Origin of the sequence: Phyllobacterium sp. TAF24 (assembly GCF_052113785.1) — a bacterium.
Taxonomy (GTDB): domain Bacteria; phylum Pseudomonadota; class Alphaproteobacteria; order Rhizobiales; family Rhizobiaceae; genus Phyllobacterium.
The window spans coordinates 1-19,805 of record NZ_JBFRDN010000053.1 but is presented as its reverse complement, the minus strand read 5'-3'; the positions used below and the strand labels follow the sequence as shown (position 1 = coordinate 19,805).

Annotated in this window: 20 protein-coding genes and 1 tRNA gene; 5 read left to right on the top strand and 16 right to left on the bottom strand. The window is 55.0% G+C overall.

Annotated elements, in window-relative coordinates; genetic code table 11:
• Positions 1-529: 529 nt before the first annotated feature.
• The 11 genes from AB4Y96_RS25480 to AB4Y96_RS25430 form a co-directional block, all read right to left on the bottom strand.
• On the bottom strand, positions 530-2,503 hold the full coding sequence (locus AB4Y96_RS25480) for a DEAD/DEAH box helicase (protein ID WP_441920750.1): 1,974 nt from the start codon (positions 2,501-2,503) through the stop codon (positions 530-532).
• Between the two features lie 487 nt (positions 2,504-2,990).
• Positions 2,991-3,467 (bottom strand): YaiI/YqxD family protein, encoded by a 477-nt coding sequence (locus AB4Y96_RS25475; protein WP_441920748.1) that lies wholly within the window; start codon positions 3,465-3,467, stop codon positions 2,991-2,993.
• Positions 3,468-3,469: 2 nt separating this feature from the next.
• The gene (locus AB4Y96_RS25470) at positions 3,470-4,108 is read right to left on the bottom strand and encodes an exopolysaccharide biosynthesis protein (protein WP_441920747.1); all 639 of its coding nucleotides are present in this window, start codon (positions 4,106-4,108) and stop codon (positions 3,470-3,472) included.
• A gap of 22 nt (positions 4,109-4,130) precedes the next feature.
• Positions 4,131-5,171, bottom strand: coding sequence for a TerC family protein (locus AB4Y96_RS25465; RefSeq protein WP_441920745.1), 1,041 nt, complete (start codon positions 5,169-5,171; stop codon positions 4,131-4,133).
• Between the two features lie 185 nt (positions 5,172-5,356).
• Positions 5,357-6,238, bottom strand: coding sequence for a 3-hydroxybutyryl-CoA dehydrogenase (locus AB4Y96_RS25460; RefSeq protein WP_091880018.1), 882 nt, complete (start codon positions 6,236-6,238; stop codon positions 5,357-5,359).
• Positions 6,239-6,406: 168 nt separating this feature from the next.
• Positions 6,407-7,336, bottom strand: a complete 930-nt coding sequence (locus AB4Y96_RS25455; protein WP_441920743.1) for an electron transfer flavoprotein subunit alpha/FixB family protein — start codon at positions 7,334-7,336, stop codon at positions 6,407-6,409.
• A gap of 20 nt (positions 7,337-7,356) precedes the next feature.
• Entirely contained in the window at positions 7,357-8,106 is a 750-nt protein-coding gene (locus AB4Y96_RS25450; protein WP_441920741.1) for an electron transfer flavoprotein subunit beta/FixA family protein, read from the bottom strand.
• Positions 8,107-8,302: 196 nt separating this feature from the next.
• Positions 8,303-9,064 carry a rhomboid family intramembrane serine protease gene (locus AB4Y96_RS25445; protein WP_441920740.1) on the bottom strand — a complete coding sequence of 254 codons (762 nt, stop codon included), beginning with the start codon at positions 9,062-9,064 and terminating at the stop codon, positions 8,303-8,305.
• Between the two features lie 17 nt (positions 9,065-9,081).
• Positions 9,082-9,663 (bottom strand): cob(I)yrinic acid a,c-diamide adenosyltransferase, encoded by a 582-nt coding sequence (locus tag AB4Y96_RS25440; protein WP_112530423.1) that lies wholly within the window; start codon positions 9,661-9,663, stop codon positions 9,082-9,084.
• Positions 9,664-9,675: 12 nt separating this feature from the next.
• Positions 9,676-9,873, bottom strand: a complete 198-nt coding sequence (locus AB4Y96_RS25435; RefSeq protein ID WP_091880027.1) for a twin transmembrane helix small protein — start codon at positions 9,871-9,873, stop codon at positions 9,676-9,678.
• Between the two features lie 29 nt (positions 9,874-9,902).
• Positions 9,903-10,736 carry an SDR family oxidoreductase gene (locus tag AB4Y96_RS25430; RefSeq protein WP_441920738.1) on the bottom strand — a complete coding sequence of 278 codons (834 nt, stop codon included), beginning with the start codon at positions 10,734-10,736 and terminating at the stop codon, positions 9,903-9,905.
• Positions 10,737-10,836: 100 nt separating this feature from the next.
• Between AB4Y96_RS25430 and AB4Y96_RS25425 the strand changes: the two genes are divergently transcribed.
• Positions 10,837-11,691 carry a YihY/virulence factor BrkB family protein gene (locus AB4Y96_RS25425; protein ID WP_091880030.1) on the top strand — a complete coding sequence of 285 codons (855 nt, stop codon included), beginning with the start codon at positions 10,837-10,839 and terminating at the stop codon, positions 11,689-11,691.
• On the opposite strand, the gene AB4Y96_RS25420 is transcribed toward AB4Y96_RS25425, so the two are convergent.
• Together AB4Y96_RS25420 and gluQRS are read right to left on the bottom strand one after the other, a co-directional pair.
• Positions 11,658-12,542, bottom strand: a complete 885-nt coding sequence (locus AB4Y96_RS25420; protein ID WP_441920737.1) for a DMT family transporter — start codon at positions 12,540-12,542, stop codon at positions 11,658-11,660. The genes AB4Y96_RS25425 and AB4Y96_RS25420 overlap by 34 nt on opposite strands.
• Before the next feature lie 583 nt (positions 12,543-13,125).
• Positions 13,126-13,986, bottom strand: a complete 861-nt coding sequence (gluQRS, locus tag AB4Y96_RS25415) for a tRNA glutamyl-Q(34) synthetase GluQRS (protein WP_441920736.1) — start codon at positions 13,984-13,986, stop codon at positions 13,126-13,128.
• A gap of 74 nt (positions 13,987-14,060) precedes the next feature.
• On the opposite strand from gluQRS, the gene AB4Y96_RS25410 reads away from it, so the two are divergent.
• Together AB4Y96_RS25410 and AB4Y96_RS25405 are read left to right on the top strand one after the other, a co-directional pair.
• Positions 14,061-14,705, top strand: coding sequence for a DNA-3-methyladenine glycosylase family protein (locus AB4Y96_RS25410; RefSeq protein ID WP_441920734.1), 645 nt, complete (start codon positions 14,061-14,063; stop codon positions 14,703-14,705).
• Between the two features lie 109 nt (positions 14,706-14,814).
• Positions 14,815-15,372, top strand: coding sequence for an HNH endonuclease (locus AB4Y96_RS25405; protein ID WP_091880036.1), 558 nt, complete (start codon positions 14,815-14,817; stop codon positions 15,370-15,372).
• Between the two features lie 35 nt (positions 15,373-15,407).
• On the opposite strand, the gene AB4Y96_RS25400 is transcribed toward AB4Y96_RS25405, so the two are convergent.
• Both AB4Y96_RS25400 and AB4Y96_RS25395 read right to left on the bottom strand, forming a co-directional pair.
• On the bottom strand, positions 15,408-15,914 hold the full coding sequence (locus AB4Y96_RS25400) for a disulfide bond formation protein B (protein ID WP_441920733.1): 507 nt from the start codon (positions 15,912-15,914) through the stop codon (positions 15,408-15,410).
• Positions 15,915-15,942: 28 nt separating this feature from the next.
• The gene (locus AB4Y96_RS25395; RefSeq protein ID WP_091880039.1) at positions 15,943-16,533 is read right to left on the bottom strand and encodes a YqaA family protein; all 591 of its coding nucleotides are present in this window, start codon (positions 16,531-16,533) and stop codon (positions 15,943-15,945) included.
• Positions 16,534-16,828: 295 nt separating this feature from the next.
• Here AB4Y96_RS25395 and AB4Y96_RS25390 point away from each other — a divergent pair.
• Positions 16,829-16,913, top strand: a tRNA-Leu gene (locus tag AB4Y96_RS25390).
• A 748-nt stretch (positions 16,914-17,661) separates the two neighbouring features.
• On the opposite strand, the gene AB4Y96_RS25385 is transcribed toward AB4Y96_RS25390, so the two are convergent.
• On the bottom strand, positions 17,662-18,816 hold the full coding sequence (locus tag AB4Y96_RS25385) for an ABC transporter permease (protein WP_441920731.1): 1,155 nt from the start codon (positions 18,814-18,816) through the stop codon (positions 17,662-17,664).
• 663 nt (positions 18,817-19,479) lie between these two features.
• On the opposite strand from AB4Y96_RS25385, the gene AB4Y96_RS25380 reads away from it, so the two are divergent.
• The coding region (locus AB4Y96_RS25380; RefSeq protein ID WP_441920729.1) for an alpha/beta fold hydrolase at positions 19,480-19,805 on the top strand (326 nt) is incomplete at its 3' end.

The window sequence follows — 19,805 nt, the reverse complement described above, 5'->3', positions numbered from 1 at the left end:
GTTCCCTGGCTTGTCATACGGGGTCGGTGCCCCTTGCAACTGTTCGGGTGTCATCGAATGACAGGGCCTTGCTCACCATCGGACTGCAATGTCCGCTTGTCGAAACGGCATCCTGTCAATCGGTCCACGTGCCGGGAAAGGGTACGTGGACCTCTTCACATTATACCATCTCTAACAGACAAGCTTGTCGAACCACGCACCATGTACCGGCGGCGCTCACCCCCCTCTGTCCTGTCGGACATCTCCCCCACAAGGGGGGAGATCACATTGACAGTAACGCCTTTGCACAACCGGAAATGTTTCAGATTGTGCAAGATGGTATTGAAGGCTGATCTCCCCCCTTGTGGGGGAGATGTCCGACAGGACAGAGGGGGGGATTACATCTACCAACGTTGCGGTTGCGGACCGCAGTTCCTGTTGCATCGATATGGTGAGCGTGTCGAACCACGCAAAATCTTTATGCAAAAACAAAACCCGCCGGGATTTTCATCCACGGCGGGTTTGTATTCATCACATCTGAGCGGCCCGATTATTCAGCTTGACCGGCAGCGGCCTTGCGGGCTTTTTTGGCTTTGTATTTGTCAAAGCCGGAAGGATCGCCGGGCTTGCGTTCTTTGGGAGCTTTTTTAGCCTTTTCAGGCTTTTCCGTGGTCCAGCCTTCCGGCTTCGCCTTGGCAGGCTTGGCAGCCCAATCGGCTTTTGGCTTGTCGTCATAAGAACGAGGGCGATCATCGCGCGGTTTGTCATCGCGGGCACGGGGTGGCTTGCGGTCGTCCCATTCGCGCTTCTCGCCAAAGGTCTTCTTCGGCTTGAAATCGCTGCGTGGGGAGGATGATCCTGCGCCCTCGCTGCGGGTGATATTCACGCCCTTTTCGCCGGTGCCGTATTGCTTGATCCGGGCAAGAAATGCATCGGCCTTGCTGGCGGTGATTTCGAAGCGGGTTTCGGTCTCAAGAATCTTGATCGAGCCCACATCGGTCTTGGTAATATCGCCAGCCTTGCAGATCAGCGGCAGCAGCCAGCGCGGTTCGGCACGCTGTTTGCGGCCAACGCTGAGTGAGAACCAGGCGCCGCTCTCGAACTGTTCGAAGCGGTCCGAACGCGGAGCGCGATCACCGCGATCGGCGCGATCACCTCGGCCCGGACGGTCGTCATAGCTTCCCTTGCGGATCGGCTCGAGGACGTGGGCTGGTGTGTTCGACAGTTCTTCCGGCGCAGGCCGTGCAGCCATTTGCTGACGCATATAAGCGGCTGCAATCTGTTCCGGCGAATGCAGCGCGAGCAATTCGCGCACATGATCGCCTTCCTCTTCGGTCATGACTTCGGTCAGTGACGCATCGTTGAGGATACGGTCATAATTGCGCTTGTTGATGGCGGCAGCATCCGGCGGCGGCACCATGGTGGTGCTGAGCTTGGCCATCTGCAGCAGGCGCTCGGCCGAACGGCGGCGCGATGCCGGTACGATCAGAACGCAGATACCCTTGCGGCCCGCGCGTCCCGTACGGCCACTGCGGTGCAGCAGCGTATCGGGGTTGGTCGGCAGATCGGCGTGGATAACAAGGTCAAGATTGGGCAGATCGATACCGCGCGCGGCAACGTCAGTGGCAACGCAAACACGGGCACGGCCATCACGCATGGCCTGCAGCGCATTGGTGCGCTCGGCCTGGCTAAGTTCGCCCGAGAGCGAAACAACGGAGAAACCGCGATTGGACAGACGGCTGGTCAGGTGCTTGACTGCTTCGCGGGTGGAGCCGAATACGATGGTGTTCTGTGCATCGTAGAACAGCAGCGCATTGATGATCGCATTTTCGCGTTCGCGCGGGGCGACCGGCATGATGTGATATTCAATATCGCTGTGCTGGGACTTTTCGCTGGTGGCAGTGATGCGCAGTGCATCGTTCTGGAACTGTTTTGCCAGCTGGGCAATGGGTTTGGGCACGGTCGCCGAGAACATCAGCGTGCGGCGCTCTTTTGGTGCTTCGCCGAGGATGAATTCAAGATCTTCACGGAAGCCAAGGTCGAGCATCTCGTCGGCTTCATCAAGAACAACGGCGCGCAATTCGGTCATATCGAGCGAGCCGCGAGTGATATGGTCGCGCAGACGACCCGGCGTGCCGACGACAATATGGGCGCCGCCCTGCAATGCACGGCGTTCCTTGGTCATGTCCATGCCGCCAACACAGGAGGCAATGCGTGCACCGGTTTTTTCGTAGAGCCATTCCAGCTCGCGGCGAACCTGCAAAGCAAGCTCGCGGGTGGGGGCAATGACCAGCGCATAGGGGGCGCCGATAGATGTGAAGCGGTCTTCGCCTTCAAGCAGCGTCGGTGCGATGGCAATACCGAATGCAACTGTCTTGCCAGAGCCCGTCTGGGCGGAGACGAGAAGGTCGGCGCCATCTGCTTCCGGAGCAAGCACAGCGGTCTGCACAGGCGTCAGGGTCTCGTAACCACGGGCCGCCAATGCACCGGACAGCGCCGGGGCGATAGAATCGAAAATAGTCATTAATGAACTTTCAAGTACGTGTTTGGGCTGGTGTTTTCGGCTCGGCATATGTTGGGGCACGAGCGGCACGCATATAGCTTTGTTGCGCTCTCGTAGAGGTTGCGGGGCATTTCGTCAATGGCGGGGACGCATAGCTCGGTTGCAATTGAGCGGGAGCGGGGGTGTTGAGGGGGCGATTATGGCTTGATTCAGTTGGTGAGTGGTTCGTGGTTCGACAAGCTCACCATGAGGGAGATGGGTGATGCAATCGCTAATCGCCAACTTTGCAGGTCACAAAGGTTGCAGATCACAGAGGGTGCAGAACTTGGCTCCTTACAACCCACCCCACCGTCATCCTCGGGCTTGACCCGAGGACCCACGGCTAAAGAAAACAAACGAACATGGATACTGGGCGCTTTTAAATTATGGGTCCTCGGGTCAAGCCCGAGGATGACGGGGAGAGGTATCTTCGTCGTGGTTGTTTTGAACCACGAACCACACACAGTACTTAAACAGCAAATCCCGCGCGTTTCAGGCGGACAATGGCGAGATCTAGCGCGGAAAGAAAGGCGGACCGGTCTTTTGGTGAAAAGGGTCTGGGGCCACCGGTGATCTGACCGGCAGAGCGCAACTCGTCCATGAGGTTGCGGGTGGCCAATGTGTTGCCGATGGATGCCTCGGTGAAGGCGCGGCCCGTGGGGGAGATCGCATCGGCCCCTGCCTTGACGCAGCGGCTGGCGAGCGGAATGTCTGCCGTCACCACCACATCGCCGCGCGTGACCCGTTCGGCAATCCAGTCGTCAGCCGCATCAAAGCCATCGCTGACAATAACGCGCTCGATCATCGGATCGCGCGGGATGGTCATGAAGGAATTGGAGACGACGAAGACCTTGACGCCATAACGTTCGGCAACGCGGTAAATCTCCGCTTTGACAGGGCAAGCATCAGCGTCGACATAGATGGTGATGGTTTTCTGATCGTTCATGCTCAACCGAATATATGAAGGGCGGCAAAACCGACAGATGCGGCAAAGCCAATGGCAAATCCGACCGCCAGTGCAGCGACAAGCAGGCCGGTGCCAAGCCATACGCCATCCTGTTCGCCAAGGCCAATACTGAGCAGGACAATGCTGAGCGCCGGCAACTGGTTGACGAGGGGGACGGGCAGAACAACGAGAAAGGACAGCAAAAGAACGATGATACTGATGATCCGTTCCATGATTGCCTGCGGCAGTGGCCAATAGCGCGGCTGTGCAAGCCGTTCAAAGCGGGCAAGCAGTGGTTCGAGTTTGCGAACAATACGCCTGTAGGTTTCGATACTGATGGATTTGCGACGCAGGAATGCCGGAAACCATGGGTTTTCCATGCCAATCAGCAATTGGGTCGACAGAAGGATGAGGGGAATGCCGAAGATCGTCGATGTTCCCGGCGGCAGTGGTATCAGATTAAGCGCTGCGAAGAGAATGAACAGCGCGCCAAAGCTGCGCTCGGAAAGTGCGGACAGGATATCGTCAAATGAAATCCTGTCCGCGTCTGTTTCACCAAGCTCGACCAGAACGCTGGACAGGCGCCGTTCGGCGGGGTTTCCCGAAGGGTCCCAATCAAACGGTTTTCCGCCAGCGTTCATGCGTGTTTCTCCATTGATAGGATTAAGCTTTTCTCTCTACCTCGGCGATGGAAAGTGCCGAAGCCTGTTCTGCATCTATCGTTAATTCAGACTCTGGCACATCGTTGCGGGTTTTCCAGAGAGAACTCAGGATACCGGCGGCAAGAATGCCAAGTGTGATCGACAGTGACCACATGGGCGGTATCTTGGCCAGTCCCAAAGCGTCAGCCACGAATATCTTTCCGCCAATGAAAACAAGCACCAGAGACAGGGCATATTTAAGGTAGACGAAGCGATGGATCAGACTTGCGAGGGCAAAATACAGCGCACGCAGACCAAGGATCGCAAAGATGTTCGAGGTGAAGACGATATAGGGATCGGTGGTGATAGCAAAAATGGCGGGGATGGAATCCACCGCAAAGATGACATCGGCGAGTTCCACCATGACCAGCGCCAACAGCAGGGGGGTGATCCATGTCTTGGATTTGCCCGTATGCGGGTCGGTACGGCGGATCATGAATTTCTGCCCGTGCAATTCGCTCGTCACACGAAAGCGCTTATTCATGAACTTGAAGACGGGATTGGCAGAAACGTCGTATTCCTCGTCTCCCGCCATCAGCATACGAATACCTGTGATGATCAGGAACGCCGCGAACAGATAGAGGACCCACTCATATTGTTCAACAATCGCAGCGCCCGCCGCGATCATGATACCGCGAAGGATGACAACACCAAGAATGCCGTAAACAAGCACGCGGTGCTGGAATTGCTTGGGAATGGCGAAATAGCCGAAAATCATGGCGATGACGAAAATATTGTCCATCGCGAGGCTTTTCTCGACCACAAAGCCGGTCAGGTATTGCATCCCGGCTTCGCTGCCGAGTTCCCACCAGATGAAGCCGCCAAAGGCGACGCCAAGGCTGATGTAAAATGCCGAAAGCCAAAGGCTCCGGCTCATGCCTATATCGTGATTTTTTCGATTAAGAACGCCCAGATCGAGGACGAGAAGAACAAGGACGAGGGCAAAAAAGCCAAGCCACATCCATAGGGGCTTGCCCATGGCATCAACAAACAGAATCTCCATGTGAAAAATGATCCGCCGGCATCGGTTCCAGATTACAGCTCCGACATCACGAAAGAGCCGGTCACTTCCGCCAGAGGGGCCCGGTGCTGCAATTCTGTTTCAGTTGGGGAGAGGCAGAGGCTGATGCAAGGGTTTGATCGTAATAAATAATTCAGCCGGACAGAATGCCGCGCAGTGCGCAGCTATCAGCGGGTTGGAACGGGGTTTTCACCGCGATAATCGTAAAAACCGCGCCCGGCCTTGCGTCCAAGCCAGCCAGCTTCGACATATTTGACCAGAAGCGGGCAGGGCCGATATTTCGAATCCGCCAGACCATCATGCAGCACCTGCATGATCGACAGGCAGGTGTCGAGGCCGATGAAGTCGGCAAGCTGCAACGGGCCCATCGGATGATTGGCGCCAAGCTTCATGGCCGTATCGATGGCTTCAACCGAACCGACGCCTTCATAAAGCACATAGATTGCTTCATTGATCATCGGCAGGAGAATGCGGTTGACGATGAAAGCCGGGAAATCTTCCGAAACAGTCAATGTCTTATCGAGGCTGGTAACGAACTGGCGTGCCGATTCGAAGGTGACGTTTTCCGTGGCGATGCCGCGGATCAGTTCAACCAGTTTCATCACCGGAACCGGGTTCATGAAGTGGATACCGATAAAGCGCTCGGGGCGATCCGTGGTGGCGGCAAGCCGGGTGATCGAAATCGATGAGGTATTGGTGGCGAGGATCGCCTCCGGGTTGAGGTTGGGGCAAAGCTGGGCAAAAATCTTGCGCTTGACGGTTTCGTCTTCCGTCGCAGCTTCAATGGCAAGATCAACGCCCGCAAGATCTTCCATGCGCGGGGCAGGGCGGATGCGCGACATGCCCTTCACACGCTCTGCTTCCTCAAGCTTGCCGTGGGAAACCTGCCGCGCCATGTTGCCATTGACGGTGGCAATGGCCTTTTCCAGCTGTTCGGCGGATTGGTCGTGGATCAAAACATCATATCCGGCCAGTGCACAAACGTGAGCGATACCTCCGCCCATTTGTCCCGCGCCGATAATGCCTACAGTTTTGATCGAGCCAGCCATGTTTCCATCCGTTTATTTATTGTAGCACCAAACCAGGGTCAAAACTCATTAATCTGGTGGAAATAGCACGAGGCTTTTCGACCAGATTAATGAGTTTTGACCCTAAATGGCCGGGGTAGCATTCGTCTACCCCGGCCATGCAGATTCATTTCAATCTTGCGATTAAAATCAGAGCGCTTTTTCAAGCTCCGGCAGAATAACGAAGAGATCGCCTACCAGACCGTAATCAGCGACCTGGAAAATCGGGGCTTCTTCGTCCTTGTTGATGGCAACAATGACCTTGGAGTCCTTCATGCCTGCCAGATGCTGAATGGCTCCGGAGATACCAACAGCGATGTAGAGATCAGGCGCAACAACCTTGCCTGTCTGACCAACCTGCCAGTCATTGGGAGCATAACCGGCGTCCACCGCAGCGCGCGATGCACCGACGGCAGCACCGAGCTTGTCGGCAACGGGAAGAATGACTTCCTTGAACTTCTCGTTGGAACCAAGCGCACGGCCACCGGAAATGATGATCTTCGCCGAAGTGAGTTCCGGACGGTCACCGCCCGAAAGCTTGGCTTCGACGAATTTCGACAGGCCGGGATTGGCGGCAGCAGCAACAGTCTCGACAGAAGCCGAGCCACCTTCGCCAGCCGCCGCAAAGGTTGCGGTGCGTACGGTGATGACACGCGTTGCATCGGTTGCCTGAACGGTCTGCAGGGCGTTACCCGCATAGATCGGACGCTTGAATGTATCAGGTGCGATCACTTCGATAATGTCCGAGACCTGCATGACATCAAGAAGAGCGGCAACACGCGGCAGGATGTTCTTGCCGTTGGTGGTGGCTGCAGCAATGATGGTGTCATAATTGCCAGCGATCGAAACGATCAGGGCAGCGGTGGCTTCCGCAAGGCGGTTGGCCAGATCATCGCTGTCTGCAAGCAGGACTTTCTTGACTCCAGCAAGCTTGGCTGCCTGATCGGCAACGCCCTTGGCGCCTTTGCCAGCCACCAGAACATGCACATCGGAACCGATGGCAAGCGCTGCGGTCAATGCCTTGGCGGTCTGGTCGGAAAGGGTCTCGTTATCGTGTTCGGCAAAAAGAAGAATAGCCATGGTGAATTCCTTTCCTGATCTTAGAGAACGCCGGCTTCGTTCTTCAGCTTGCTGATGAGTTCGGCAACGTCCTTGACCTTGACGCCTGCCTTGCGGCCACCCGGCTCTTCGGTCTTGAGAACCTTGAGGCGTGGCTTGGTGTCAACGCCGTAATCGGCTGCGGTCTTTTCATCCAGCGGCTTCTTCTTTGCCTTCATGATATTTGGCAGGGAAGCATAGCGCGGCTGGTTGAGGCGAAGGTCTGTGGTGACAATGGCCGGAAGCTTGATTTCGATGGTCTGCAAACCGCCGTCAACTTCGCGGGTAACGTTGGCAGTATCGCCGCCAAGTTCAACCTTCGAAGCAAATGTGCCCTGGCTCCAGCCGAGCAGTGCGGACAGCATCTGGCCTGTTTGGTTGGCATCGTCGTCGATAGCCTGCTTGCCGAGAATGACGAGCTTTGGCTGTTCGGCGTCGACAATGCCCTTCAAAATCTTGGCAACGGCCAGCGGCTCGACGAGATCGTCAACCTTGACCAGAATGCCGCGATCAGCGCCCATGGCCAGCGCAGTGCGGATGGTTTCCTGAGCCTGAGCAGGTCCAATGGAGACAACGATCACTTCCTCTACCTTGCCAGCCTCTTTCAGGCGCAGGGCTTCCTCGACCGCGATTTCGTCGAACGGGTTCATCGACATCTTCACATTGGCAAGCTCAACGCCCGAACCGTCGCCCTTAACCCTGATCTTCACATTGTAATCGACTACCCGCTTTACCGGTACGAGGACTTTCATGGGGACTCCCTCTCAAAAAACTGCAAGCTGATTTAACTGCCGGGCAATGGCACCCGCTTGCCGGATGCCGACATTGAAGCGAAAAAAACGACACGCTGGCGTGTCAGGATCGTGCGGGACCGTAAATATGACTAACGTAAAGGTCAATCGCGGAGTTTGCGCTTATCCGACCTTAAACGATTGAAAGTTGCCGGCTCTAGCGACCCCAGCGGGTTGATGGTGGTTCAGGCGGTGTCTGTTCCGATTGCTTGTCGACCACGACGGCGCGCGGTGAAACGATGGCGCGATCAAAAAGCGGGACGCTTCGCCGTTTGAACGGGATCAGCAGGAGGGCACCGGCAATAATGCCGCCAACATGGCCAGACCACGATATGCGATCCTCGCCATGGGTGATCACCATGACGAATTGAATGCCGACCCAAAGCAGCAGGGGATAGAGCGCGGGGATGCGCAGGGGAATACGGCCAAAGGCCAGCACCCAGACCCGGACACGGGGATGCAGCAGCAGATAGGCCATGATCACCCCGGCAATGGCGGCCGATGCCCCAATGAGCGGCCCCTCCGACATCGGATCAAGCGTGCCATGCAGGAAAGCACCGGCGGCGGCGCAGAGAAGATAAAAAATCAGGAATTTGATGTGCCCCATTGCGTCTTCGACATTGTCGCCAAAAACCCAAAGGAACAGCATGTTGCCACCCAGATGCCAAATATTGGCATGCAGGAAGGCATAGGTGACGTAGGTAAAGGTGGATGGCACGAAATCAAACTCGGGCGGAAGCGCAGCTGTGTGGTGCATCACGGCCGGAATGTAGCCAAAGCCGATAGCGGCAGCGTTGGAGGCGGTATCGGAGAGGCTCGTAAGGCAGAAAATTAGGACATTCAGGGCAATCAGCGTCAGGGTGACGTATTGAAGCTTGATGTATTTGAGGCTGTTGGCGTCGTAGAGTGGTATGAACATCGGCGCCGTTCCCCCGTTCAGCGGTTCTTACCGGGCACCCATAACACGTCCCTTGCGCCATTGTCATTGACGGCACGCGCGGCGACGAAGAGAAAATCCGAAACACGGTTGATGTATTTGAGCGCCGCTGGCGTGACGATCTCATCGGGCTTTTGCGCCAGCTCAACCATGTGCCTCTCCGCGCGTCTTGCGACCGTGCGGGCAAGGTGCAGGGCGGCAGAAGCCGCCGATCCGCCCGGTAGAACAAACGAGCGCAGCGGCGCAAGTTTTTCATTCAACAGGTCAATATCCGCCTCGACCCGCGCTGTCTGGCTATCGACAATGCGCAAAGGCTCGTATTCAAGCTTTTCGCCCGTTTCAGGGGTGGCAAGATCAGCGCCAAGATCAAAAAGATCATTCTGAATGCGCGCAAGCATGGCGTCGATCTCGGGAAAATCCTTCTCCGTATGCAGCCGCGCCAGACCGACACAGGAATTGGCCTCATCAACCGTGCCATAGGCTTCGACACGAAGATCATGCTTCAGACGACGCGCACCGCTGCCAAGGCCTGTTGTGCCGTCATCGCCGGTTTTCGTGTAGATCTTGTTGAGCTTGACCATGGGGCTTCCCGATTAGCTGGCAGCGCGGTGGAAATAGATCGCGCCAACAATCAGGATAATCGCCACCAGTTGCAGGAAAATGCGCAGCTGCATCATCTTGTTGGAGAAATTGGCGTCGCCGCCTTTCATCATGTTACGCAGACCGATCAGCAGCACAATTGCGACAGCGGCGATGGCGATGAGCGCCAGAAACTTGAAGATGATATCCATTGTTCTTTCCTTTTCAGGCCAATCTCTTTTCAGGACTGACCGGCAAGCATGCGGTATAGCGCACGCGACGACAGAAATCTGCGGACAAAAACAGCAAATTTCGCAGGCCGTGTGACGAGATAATGGGGTTTCGGACGCGCATTTTCCAATGCGTGTTTCAGTACGGAATAGACAGCATCAGGGCCAAGTTTGGCGCGCGACTTGGTGCCACCCTGCGACAGGCGGGCAATCTGCTTCTGATAATCCGCACGATGTACGGAACCTTCAACATCGATATATTTTTCGATCTGCTTCAGCGCATTGTAGGTGAAGCGCGACTCTATCGGGCCCGGCTCGATCAGGGATACGTGGATGCCGGAGCCTTCAAGCTCCATGCGTTGAACCAGCATCAGGCCCTCAAGCGCAAATTTGGACGAGACATAGGCACCGCGCCATTTCATCGGCACAAGCCCGAGGATGGATGAGCAATGAACGATCCGCCCGTGGCCCTGACGGCGCATGACCGGAACGATATGCCGGGTCAGCTCATGCCAGCCGAAGAAATTGGCGTCGAACTGCTCGCGCAAACCTTCTATCGGCAAATCCTCGACTGCACCGGGCAGCGCATAGGCGCCGTTGTTGTAGAGCGCATCAAGCGTGCCGCCGGTCGCCGCGAGCACAGTTTCGACCAGCGCCTTGATGGAATCCGGTTCGCGATAATCGAGATAATGGGCGGAAAGGCCATCGGCTTTCAGTGCTGCGATATCTTCATCCCGCCGCGCTGTTGCAAAGACCGTCCAGCCATCCGCCTGCAGCGCACGGGCGCAATAGGCGCCGATGCCGCTGGAACAACCTGTGATCAAAACCGTTCTGGAACTGGTCATTCTTTTCCGATTGCTGCAAACCAAGCCACGAAATCAAAAAAAGACTTCACATATTCGCCTGTGCCTTGCAATGTCACGCCAAAGGGACGAACCATTTTCAATGCGTAGAGTATATGTTTTTCTCCGGCGGGTGGCCTTCGATACATTGAGGCATTTCAGCACGGATGACGGTTGGGCTTTCGCAAGCCATATCGCCCTTTCAGGCATTCTGGCGCTGTTTCCGTTCCTGATTTTTGCCACGTCGCTTGCCAGCTTCCTTGGTGCCAGCGCCTTTACCGATACGGCAGTGCATGTCGTGTTCGACACTTGGCCTGAAGTGATTGCGCGGCCAATTGCTCAGGAAGTGCGCAACGTTCTCAACGTGCAGCGCGGCGGACTTTTGACCATCAGCGTGATCGCCGCCGCCTATTTTGCCTCCAATGGTATCGAAGCGCTGCGCATTGCGCTCAACCGCGCCTATCGCGTGGTTGATACACGCTCGATTATCTATTGCCGGTTGCAGAGTCTTGGCTATGTGATTGTGGCGACCATCGGAATCATGGCCATCAGCTTTCTGCTGGTGCTTGCGCCACTTGCCTTACGCATTGCGACGAAATGGGTGCCTGAGCTTGATCTTCTTTCCGGCACTATCGGTTTCTGGCGCTATTGCATCGCGTCAGCAGTGTTGATCGTCGGGCTGCTGGTCGTCCATTTATGGCTACCGGCAGGACGGCGCAGACTTGTTGATATCCTGCCGGGGATTTTGCTGACGCTGCTCGCATGGACCATCGGCGCGACGATTTTTGCCAGCTATCTCGAAACTTTCGCGTCCTATGTGACGACCTATGCGGGGTTGGCCTCGATCATGGTCGCCATCGTGTTCCTCTACATTATCGCCGCGATTTTCATTATCGGTGCCGAGGTCAATGCGGCGATCATCCATTACCGCGAGGGCAGGGTCGCCAAGCGTCTCTGACCGGTGGAGAGCGCAACGCCGAGCGTTGCCACCACCATGCCGCATAGCTGGAACAGCGTCAGTGTCTCGCCGAAAAGCACATAGGCCATCAGGGCGGTCACGCCAGGCACCAGATAGAACAATGACGCCACCTTCGATACGGCACCTTGATTGATCAGGATCATAAGGAGAAGCACCGCTCCGATCGACAGGACGACGACCAGCCAGAACAGGGCAAAACCAAGCGGTGCTGCCCAGATCACCACATGGGTCTCGAACAGCAGCGAGAAAATGCCTGTTAGAACAGCCGCACCAAGATATTGCAGGGTGGTGCCTGCTTTCAGGTCAATCGTACCGACAAAACGCTTCTGCCAGACGGTTCCCGTGCTGATTGCCAGCACCGACAGGATTGAGGCGCTGACCGTGGCGGGGGTAATGCCATCGGCAGAGACGGACAGTTTTGGCCAGAGTACCATGGCAACACCGATGAAACCCACGGCCAGACCCGCCCAATGGCGCGGCAGGATTTTCTCGCGCAGAACTGCCCCGGCAATCAGTGCCGTGATCAGTGGTTGCAGTCCGACCACCAGCGCCGACATGCCTGCGGGCAGCCCCCGGTGGATCGCCCAAAACACGGCCCCGAGGTAGACGCCGTGGATCAGACAGCCTGCGATGATTGCATGCATCGCTCCGCGCCCGCTTGGCCAATTATTGCCCGCCAGCACAACCCAGCTGCCAAGAATTGCGCCCGCGATGATAAACCGGATGGTGAGGAACAGGAACGGTTCCATATAGGGCATGGCATAACGGGCCCCGATGAAACCGGTGGCCCATAACAGGACGAACAGGGCAGGGAAATAGCGAACAGGCATGATTGAGGACCGGTGACGGGATAAGTGTGGTGCAGGTTTATACGAACAACCTTTCAACAACCAGCCATTCGTTGAGCAGCGGTGTATGTGGTTCGTGTTCGTGGTTCGACAAGCTCACCATGAGGGAGAGGGGTGATGTAAGGGAGCTATATTCTGCAACCTTTTTGATCTGCAATGTTTATGATCTGAAATGTTGGCGATTATCGTTGCATCACCCCTCTCCCTCATGGTGAGCTTGTCGAACCACGAACCACGAACCACGAACCACGAACCACGAACCACGCACAGATCGTCGGCCAAGTTTCACCCCCCTCTGCCCTGTCGGGCATCTCCCCCACAAGGGGGGAGATCACATTGACATGCACGCTTTCCTACAACCGGAACAATTTCAGATTGTGCAAAGACGGTGTTGTAGGCTGATCTCCCCCCTTGTGGGGGAGATGTCCGACAGGACAGAGGGGGGTGAACAACCCCGCTGAAGAACTTAGCTCCCTGCAACACATCTATCCTGTTATTCTTGGGGCAAGCCCGAGGATGACAGGGAGGGGTATTTCTCTCCTGTGAGCACCACGAACCATAAATTCTACAACCCAACCAACTCTCGGATCTGCTCCGGTGTCACACCCTCCAATCGCGACGATCTTAGCGAGGTATCCTTGCGGCTTTTGGAGAGCTTTTGGTCATCGCGATCAAGGATCAGATCGTGGTGGTGATAAACAGGTGGTTCCAGTCCGAGAATATACTGCAACAGCCGGTGGATGCCGGTGGCATGATAAAGGTCCTTGCCGCGCACCACGTTCGTAATGCCCTGCAGCGCGTCGTCGATAACCACGGAAAGGTGATAACTCGTCGGCATGTCCTTGCGGGCGATGATGACGTCGCCCCAATCCTGCGGGCGCGCTTGGATATTGGAATCAACAATGGTCTCGTGCCAGAACAGTGGCTCTCCCACATGTTCAAGCGCGCGGTCCATATGCAGGCGCCATGAAAAGGGATGTCCATCATTCATGCGCTGCTGGCGTTCGCGCGTGGAAAGTGCGCGGTCAGCGGCCGGATAAAGCGCTGCACCGTCAGGATCATGCGGCCAGACGATGCCTTTTTCCGTCGCGCTTTGCATCTTGTGTTTGATGTCGCTGCGGCTCAAAAATGCCGGATAAACCAGTTCCATACGAATCAATTCATCAAGCGATTGCCGGTAGACTTCGAAATGCTCGGACTGGCGGCGCACCGGCGTTTCCCAGTCAAAGCCGAGCCAGTGCAGATCCTCCTGCATCGCGGCTTCGAGTTCTGGCGTGCAGCGTTCGCGGTCGATATCTTCCATGCGCAGGAGAAGCCGTCCACCGGCTGCCCGCGCCATCTGCTGGTTCAGCAGGGCGGAATAGGCATGGCCAAGATGCAGATGGCCATTGGGACTGGGAGCAAAGCGAAATACCGGGACAGTCATGAACTCGGATTGTTGCGTGAAGACCTCATCGATTGATACGGTGTTTGTCTTGAGTTGAAAAGTGAGGGGTTGCGATGCGTAAGATAGACACGCTTGACGATGTTGCCGAAGGGCTTGCAGCCTTGCTCGTGGCGCACCCGGAACTTGCCGCCATTGCCGAGCGTGCGGGGCCCTTGCCATTGCGCCGCCGGGAACCCGGCTTTGAGAGCCTCGCCTCTGTGATCGTCTCGCAGCAGGTCTCGAAGGCCAGTGCCGATTCGATCTGGAAGCGGCTTGTCCAATATGTCGATCCCTTGACGCCGGAAAACTACCTTGCATCGGGTGAGGAGGCATGGCGTCTGGCCGGGTTGTCGCGTGCCAAGCAGGCAACGCTTGCACGGATCAGCGAGGCGATCATCGCGGGGGAGCTTGATCTGTTCGACCTGTGCAACAGGCCCATCGACGAGGCGATGACCGTCATGACCAATGTGAAGGGGATCGGGCCGTGGACGGCGGAAGTCTATCTGCTGTTTTCAGCCGGTCATGCGGATGTTTTTCCCTCGGGAGACGTCGCCCTGCAGCACGCCTACGCCCACGCCTATGCCGAATCAGTCAAGCCAGACGCGAAGGCTTTGCGGCTTTTGGCGGAGCGTTGGACGCCGTGGAGGGGTGTCGCAGCCCGACTTTTCTGGGCTTATTACGCCGCAACCCGTGGCCGGGATGGCACACCGGTCGGATGAAGTTGAAATAACGGGGTTTTTTGCGTGCTGCGATGCAATGTCGCTTCACATTCCTGTCACCTCAAGCTTACAATAATGGGGCCTGATGGTTGGACTAGGAGGTGATTCCTTGACAATAGCCGTCTCGCCGGACGGGTTACCGGCCCTGGTACTCAATGCGGACTATCGTCCGCTCAGCTACTATCCCTTGTCGCTGTGGTCCTGGCAGGACGCGATCAAGGCGGTCTTTCTTGACCGTGTGAATATCGTTGCTGAATACGAGCATGAGGTTTCCTCGCCCTCGTTCGCAATGCGGGTACCGAGCGTCGTTTCCCTTAAAACCTACATAAAGCCATCGCGCACGCCTGCCTTTACGCGATTCAATGTTTTCCTGCGCGACCGGTTTGAATGCCAGTATTGCGGGTCAGAGGAAGATCTGACCTTCGATCATGTCACGCCGCGTTGCGCCGGTGGTGCCACTGTCTGGGAAAATGTCGTCGCAGCCTGTTCCCCGTGCAATTTGCGCAAGGGCGGGTTGATGCCTGATCGAGCCAAAATGTGGCCACGGCAAAAGCCCTATGCGCCGACGGTGCATGATCTGCACAATAATGGCCGGTTGTTCCCGCCGAACCATCTGCACGAAAGCTGGATGGATTATCTCTACTGGGATGTCGAACTGGAGCCGTAACGGCCCCAGTTTTCAGATTGTTTACAGAGGCGGCCTCAGGCCGCCTTTTTTGCGCCGCGAAAGGCGATGATTGCAAGGATCAGGCTGGCAATTGCATTCCAACCGGCAAAGGACAGGCCAAGCACACGCAGCGCGGCCGTGTCACATGCGGGCGGATGAATCGCATTCATGTCATTGAGCAGATTGCCCGCATTGGTGGTGATCGACATGCTGACCGCCGTGCAATCGGTAGGGCCAGCCCAGAATTTCCATTCAACACCGGAATGAAACACCGCAAGGCCAAGGCCGATAAGCATCAAAATACCGCCGAGTGCCAGAAGCGTGCGGGTGAGGGCAGCGGGCCAGCGGAACACCGAAGCAAGAACGGCAAGCGCCATCAGCGGGATACCGGCATAATAGGGAAAGCGCTGCTCAAGGCAGAGTTTGCAGGGCAGATAGCCGCCAATATACTGGAAGCCCAGCGCCGAGCCGACAGTCACAATCATGGCCAGGAGCAGGAAAACCGCCGTTTTCAGATGCGGTGAAGTGCGGGTCGTCGTCATGATGGTTTCCGTGTTCAGGTTGGGTCGTTCAGGAGGCGTAATAGTGGAGTATGGCATAAAGGAGGATCAGCACACCGGCGGCGGCAGCAGCGATCAGGCCAAGGCGCTTTTCGATAAAATGGCGGATCGGTTCGCCATAACGGCGCAGGAGCCAGGCGAGGAAGAAGAACCGCGCACCGCGTGTTAGCACGGCAGAGACAATGAACAGCCAGATATTGATGTTTGCGGCGCCGGAGAGGATCGTCACGATCTTCATAGGCGGCAGGTGGGCAAGGCCCGAGGTAATCAGCAATAGCAGGATCGCATCAGCGCTGGTTGAACCGCGCATCTGTTCGAAAGCATCCAGCTTGCCGTAGAATTCGAGAACCGGCTTTGCCAGTGCCTCATAGGCATAGTGGCCGAGAAACCATCCGGCGATACCGCCGAGCACCGAGAAGATCGTCGCAACGAGCGCATAGCGGTAGGCGCGCTCAGGCCGGGCCAGCGCCATCGGCAGGAAAAGCACATCGGCCGGAACGACAAAGACAGAACTTTCGACAAAGGCAATGAAGGCAAGCCAGACTTCTGCTGATTTGCGCGCGGCAAGTGACATTGTCCAATCGTAAAGTCTGCGCAGCATAGAGTGTTTCCTGTTGGTCTTCGTTCAATAAGGCTCGCGATCCTTAGCCCATACCGAGGCAAAACGGAATCGCCCGTATCGAATTTGTCTGTTGCAGCTGGATTACAGGCGGGATAGTCGAACCTTTCGGTTGCCAAGTCGCTCTACCGGCCCTGATTTGCCTTCGCAACACACAGTGATGTTATCCTGAATGTTTATCCCGATAGAAAACGTCTGAATGGTGTTGACCGAAGTGGGGTCTGCCTGTATTTGGCTTTTTACGGCTGTGGTTTGCCCACACCCGGTGCACATTGCGGCCCCCTTGGCGGAATTGGTAGACGCGCCTGACTCAAAATCAGGTTCCGAGAGGAGTGCTGGTTCGATTCCGGCAGGGGGCACCAAGTGACTCTAAATTTCCCTTATTATTCAATAATATCAATGTGACGATCGTCCCCTTGGTTCACCGCAAGGTACACCAGAGGTCCACCGTGAGATTGACAGTGCAGTACGCAAGAAAGACCAAAGCCGGAACGGAGGAGTATCGCCGTCAGGTGCCCAAGGGGCTTGTTGATCGCATTGGCTCCCTTGAATTCAAGCCGGTACTTGGAAAAACGGCGGGACAGGGACAAAGAAATTATTGCGTTCCCATGACCAAGCTGAGGCAACTCTTCTGCAAGCGCGGAGGCCCATGCCGTCAAAGACGAACAAATCATCTGCGTAGTCTTGCGGATTCCATTCGACACAAGATCGGTTCAAAGTTCGTGCTGCAGCTTAATTTTTGGAGTACTCGATATGAGGGTTTTGGAAGACAATGAACTAAAATTGGTTTCTGGTGGAATGGGCGCCGGAAAAGGTGGTAAAAGCGGGTCGTCTGGTAAGACCGCTTCAGGTAAGGGAGGAGATGGCAAAGGCCATCAAGGCAAAGGAGCGACAACCAGTCATTATGGGGATGGCTCAGGAGTTCACTCCAGGCCCGATCGGCGAACAACCGCGCTTGATCATGTGGTAAGGTCAGCCGAAAGCCATACCTTGTTGGGCCGTTTAGGTTGGCAGGGTGGATTACCACCGAGAAAATAATTGAACCGCAAGTTTATACATGGGAATCATCATGGGCAGTTTAGCCCATGATGAGGTGGAGCTTAACTCGTGCTAGAACTTAATAGCCGAATAAAATAGCGCAAAAATACCGTCGAGGATAATTACAAAAAAAATTGATTTAACAACAGACGATGTTACGCATCGCCCCAGAGATTCAGCGCTTCCTTTTACTTTCATCCCTTCAACAACGGCAATGATTCCAATGAACATGGCCATGAATGGTGCTTTGATCAGGCCAGCCAAGAAGTCTTTGACTTCAACGGCATCGCGGAGATTGCTCAAAAAGACACGCGGCGAAATATCAATGCTTGACCAAGCCGCAAGCATCCCTCCCGACAAGCCAGCAAAGTCGGAAATAACCGTCAGAAGCGGGACAGCAATAACGAGTGCCATAAGACGCGGGAAAACCAGTACACCAATCGGATTGAGGCCCATAACCGTGAGAGCATCAATTTCATCCCTCATTTTCATCGAGCCTATTTCTGCCGCGATAGCGCTACCCGATCGCCCGGCAATCATAATTGCCGTCAACAAAACGCCGGTATCTCGTAAAACCAAAACCCCTACGAGATTGACCACCCAAGCTTGTCCACCGAATTGCCGCAGCAGATAAGATCCCTGTTGAGCGGTGATAGCCCCCATTACAAATGAGACCAAAAAAATGACGAGAATAGCACCAATACCCAGTTGATCGAGTTGATTGACGAGCGCGGTATATCTGATGCGATTTCCTTTTTTGGCTCCGCTTTGAAAACCTAAAATTATGGAACCAAGTACATGCATAGATTGGATAAATTCGTCAGAAAGACCGACAACCGCATGCCCCATGCCGTTAAGAAATCTAATGCCAGTGTTTATCTTTTTGATCTGTTTTGGAGTACGATCTTTCGCAGTTTTGCCAACAACGATGAAGAGACTTTTCCACCTCTCGGATAAACCAAGAACTTGGACTTGTTTCCCCGCACTTTCTAATGCGACGCGTAACCGTTCAACAAGCCACACTCCAGCGGTATCAAATGCGTCCACAGCACTGATATCTATTGTTATCGTTGACGCTCCCTTGCCTCTCTCGATCTCCCGCATCTGGGTGTCGACCTGACCAACATGACGTGTAATCCAGGAGCCTCCAAGAATGACTGTTGCTAAGCCATCCTTTATAAGGCAGCTGACATAAATCGGCGGCTTTGGTTCATTTTTTTTAATCACGATTTGAATCGATCTCTAATACTATTTTAAGTAAACATAAGTAATATATTTTGAGAAATACTGTGAATATTCCAACTTTACTCACATTATTTGTTAATTTTTATCCGAAAGTATGGATTTTATGCGTTGTCTGCCTGTAAAAATCACAGAAACTTATGTATATAAAAATGCCATAATAATATATACTTGTACTTATGATTAAGCGGCGGTTACTTGCCGATCGCTCCCATTAATATCAGCTCGTGAAATGATTTGTATTCGTAGAACTACGTATGTGAAGATTGATTGCATTACGTTTCGAACTAGGACTTGTCAGAAGCCGACTGAACCAATTTATCGTTTGGTGGCGACCTCATTTGCGTCATAAGTGAGGAGTCAGGGCCGGCTTGATTGTTAGATGGCGGTTGTAAATGCCTGGGAAACTCGCACGTTAACCTTCACCGATAATTTTATGTAGATTGACCGAAGTAGTCTAATACATCTCATCCCCACAATCGTTGATATGTGTGTTTACGCCTCCCATGGCCCGGATAAATACAAAGTGAAGCGTCACAGAATTGTTGTGCTGACAGGAATATGGTTCTCTTCGCGGGCCGCAAGCCGGGATTGAAATCTAGCTAGCGTGCAATTTTTGATTGCTTTTCAGCCAAGGGAGAAAACCAGATGTCACAGACTCCGACGATTATTCTCGTGCATGGATTTTGGGGTGGGGCGGCTCATTGGAGCAAGGTTATTGTTGAATTGAAACGGCTCGGCCATACGTCGCTCAAAGCCGTGGAACTGCCGTTGACGTCGCTGGCGGATGATGCGGAGCGCACGCGCAAAATGATTGCACAGGAAAGCGGTCCTGTTCTGCTAGTGGGCCATTCCTATGGCGGTGCTGTCATTACCGAGGCGGGCAACCACCCGAATGTGGTGGGGCTGGTTTATATTGCAGCCTTTGCGCCCGATGCGGGCGAAAGCCCCGGCGGCATCACGCAAAAGAACCC

What these genes read in the sequence shown, in the direction of transcription:
- AB4Y96_RS25445 (WP_441920740.1), bottom strand. Translation starts at nt 9,064, where the DNA reads ATGTTCATACCACTCTACGACGCCAACAGCCTCAAATACATCAAGCTT.
- AB4Y96_RS25455 (WP_441920743.1), bottom strand. Translation starts at nt 7,336, where the DNA reads ATGGCTATTCTTCTTTTTGCCGAACACGATAACGAGACCCTTTCCGAC.
- AB4Y96_RS25480 (WP_441920750.1), bottom strand. Translation starts at nt 2,503, where the DNA reads ATGACTATTTTCGATTCTATCGCCCCGGCGCTGTCCGGTGCATTGGCG.
- AB4Y96_RS25395 (WP_091880039.1), bottom strand. Translation starts at nt 16,533, where the DNA reads ATGCTGCGCAGACTTTACGATTGGACAATGTCACTTGCCGCGCGCAAA.
- AB4Y96_RS25420 (WP_441920737.1), bottom strand. Translation starts at nt 12,542, where the DNA reads ATGCCTGTTCGCTATTTCCCTGCCCTGTTCGTCCTGTTATGGGCCACC.
- AB4Y96_RS25450 (WP_441920741.1), bottom strand. Translation starts at nt 8,106, where the DNA reads ATGAAAGTCCTCGTACCGGTAAAGCGGGTAGTCGATTACAATGTGAAG.
- AB4Y96_RS25425 (WP_091880030.1), top strand. Translation starts at nt 10,837, where the DNA reads ATGCGTAGAGTATATGTTTTTCTCCGGCGGGTGGCCTTCGATACATTG.
- AB4Y96_RS25440 (WP_112530423.1), bottom strand. Translation starts at nt 9,663, where the DNA reads ATGGTCAAGCTCAACAAGATCTACACGAAAACCGGCGATGACGGCACA.
- AB4Y96_RS25460 (WP_091880018.1), bottom strand. Translation starts at nt 6,238, where the DNA reads ATGGCTGGCTCGATCAAAACTGTAGGCATTATCGGCGCGGGACAAATG.
- AB4Y96_RS25475 (WP_441920748.1), bottom strand. Translation starts at nt 3,467, where the DNA reads ATGAACGATCAGAAAACCATCACCATCTATGTCGACGCTGATGCTTGC.
- AB4Y96_RS25430 (WP_441920738.1), bottom strand. Translation starts at nt 10,736, where the DNA reads ATGACCAGTTCCAGAACGGTTTTGATCACAGGTTGTTCCAGCGGCATC.
- AB4Y96_RS25410 (WP_441920734.1), top strand. Translation starts at nt 14,061, where the DNA reads ATGCGTAAGATAGACACGCTTGACGATGTTGCCGAAGGGCTTGCAGCC.
- gluQRS (WP_441920736.1), bottom strand. Translation starts at nt 13,986, where the DNA reads ATGACTGTCCCGGTATTTCGCTTTGCTCCCAGTCCCAATGGCCATCTG.
- AB4Y96_RS25400 (WP_441920733.1), bottom strand. Translation starts at nt 15,914, where the DNA reads ATGACGACGACCCGCACTTCACCGCATCTGAAAACGGCGGTTTTCCTG.
- AB4Y96_RS25465 (WP_441920745.1), bottom strand. Translation starts at nt 5,171, where the DNA reads ATGGAGATTCTGTTTGTTGATGCCATGGGCAAGCCCCTATGGATGTGG.
- AB4Y96_RS25470 (WP_441920747.1), bottom strand. Translation starts at nt 4,108, where the DNA reads ATGAACGCTGGCGGAAAACCGTTTGATTGGGACCCTTCGGGAAACCCC.
- AB4Y96_RS25435 (WP_091880027.1), bottom strand. Translation starts at nt 9,873, where the DNA reads ATGGATATCATCTTCAAGTTTCTGGCGCTCATCGCCATCGCCGCTGTC.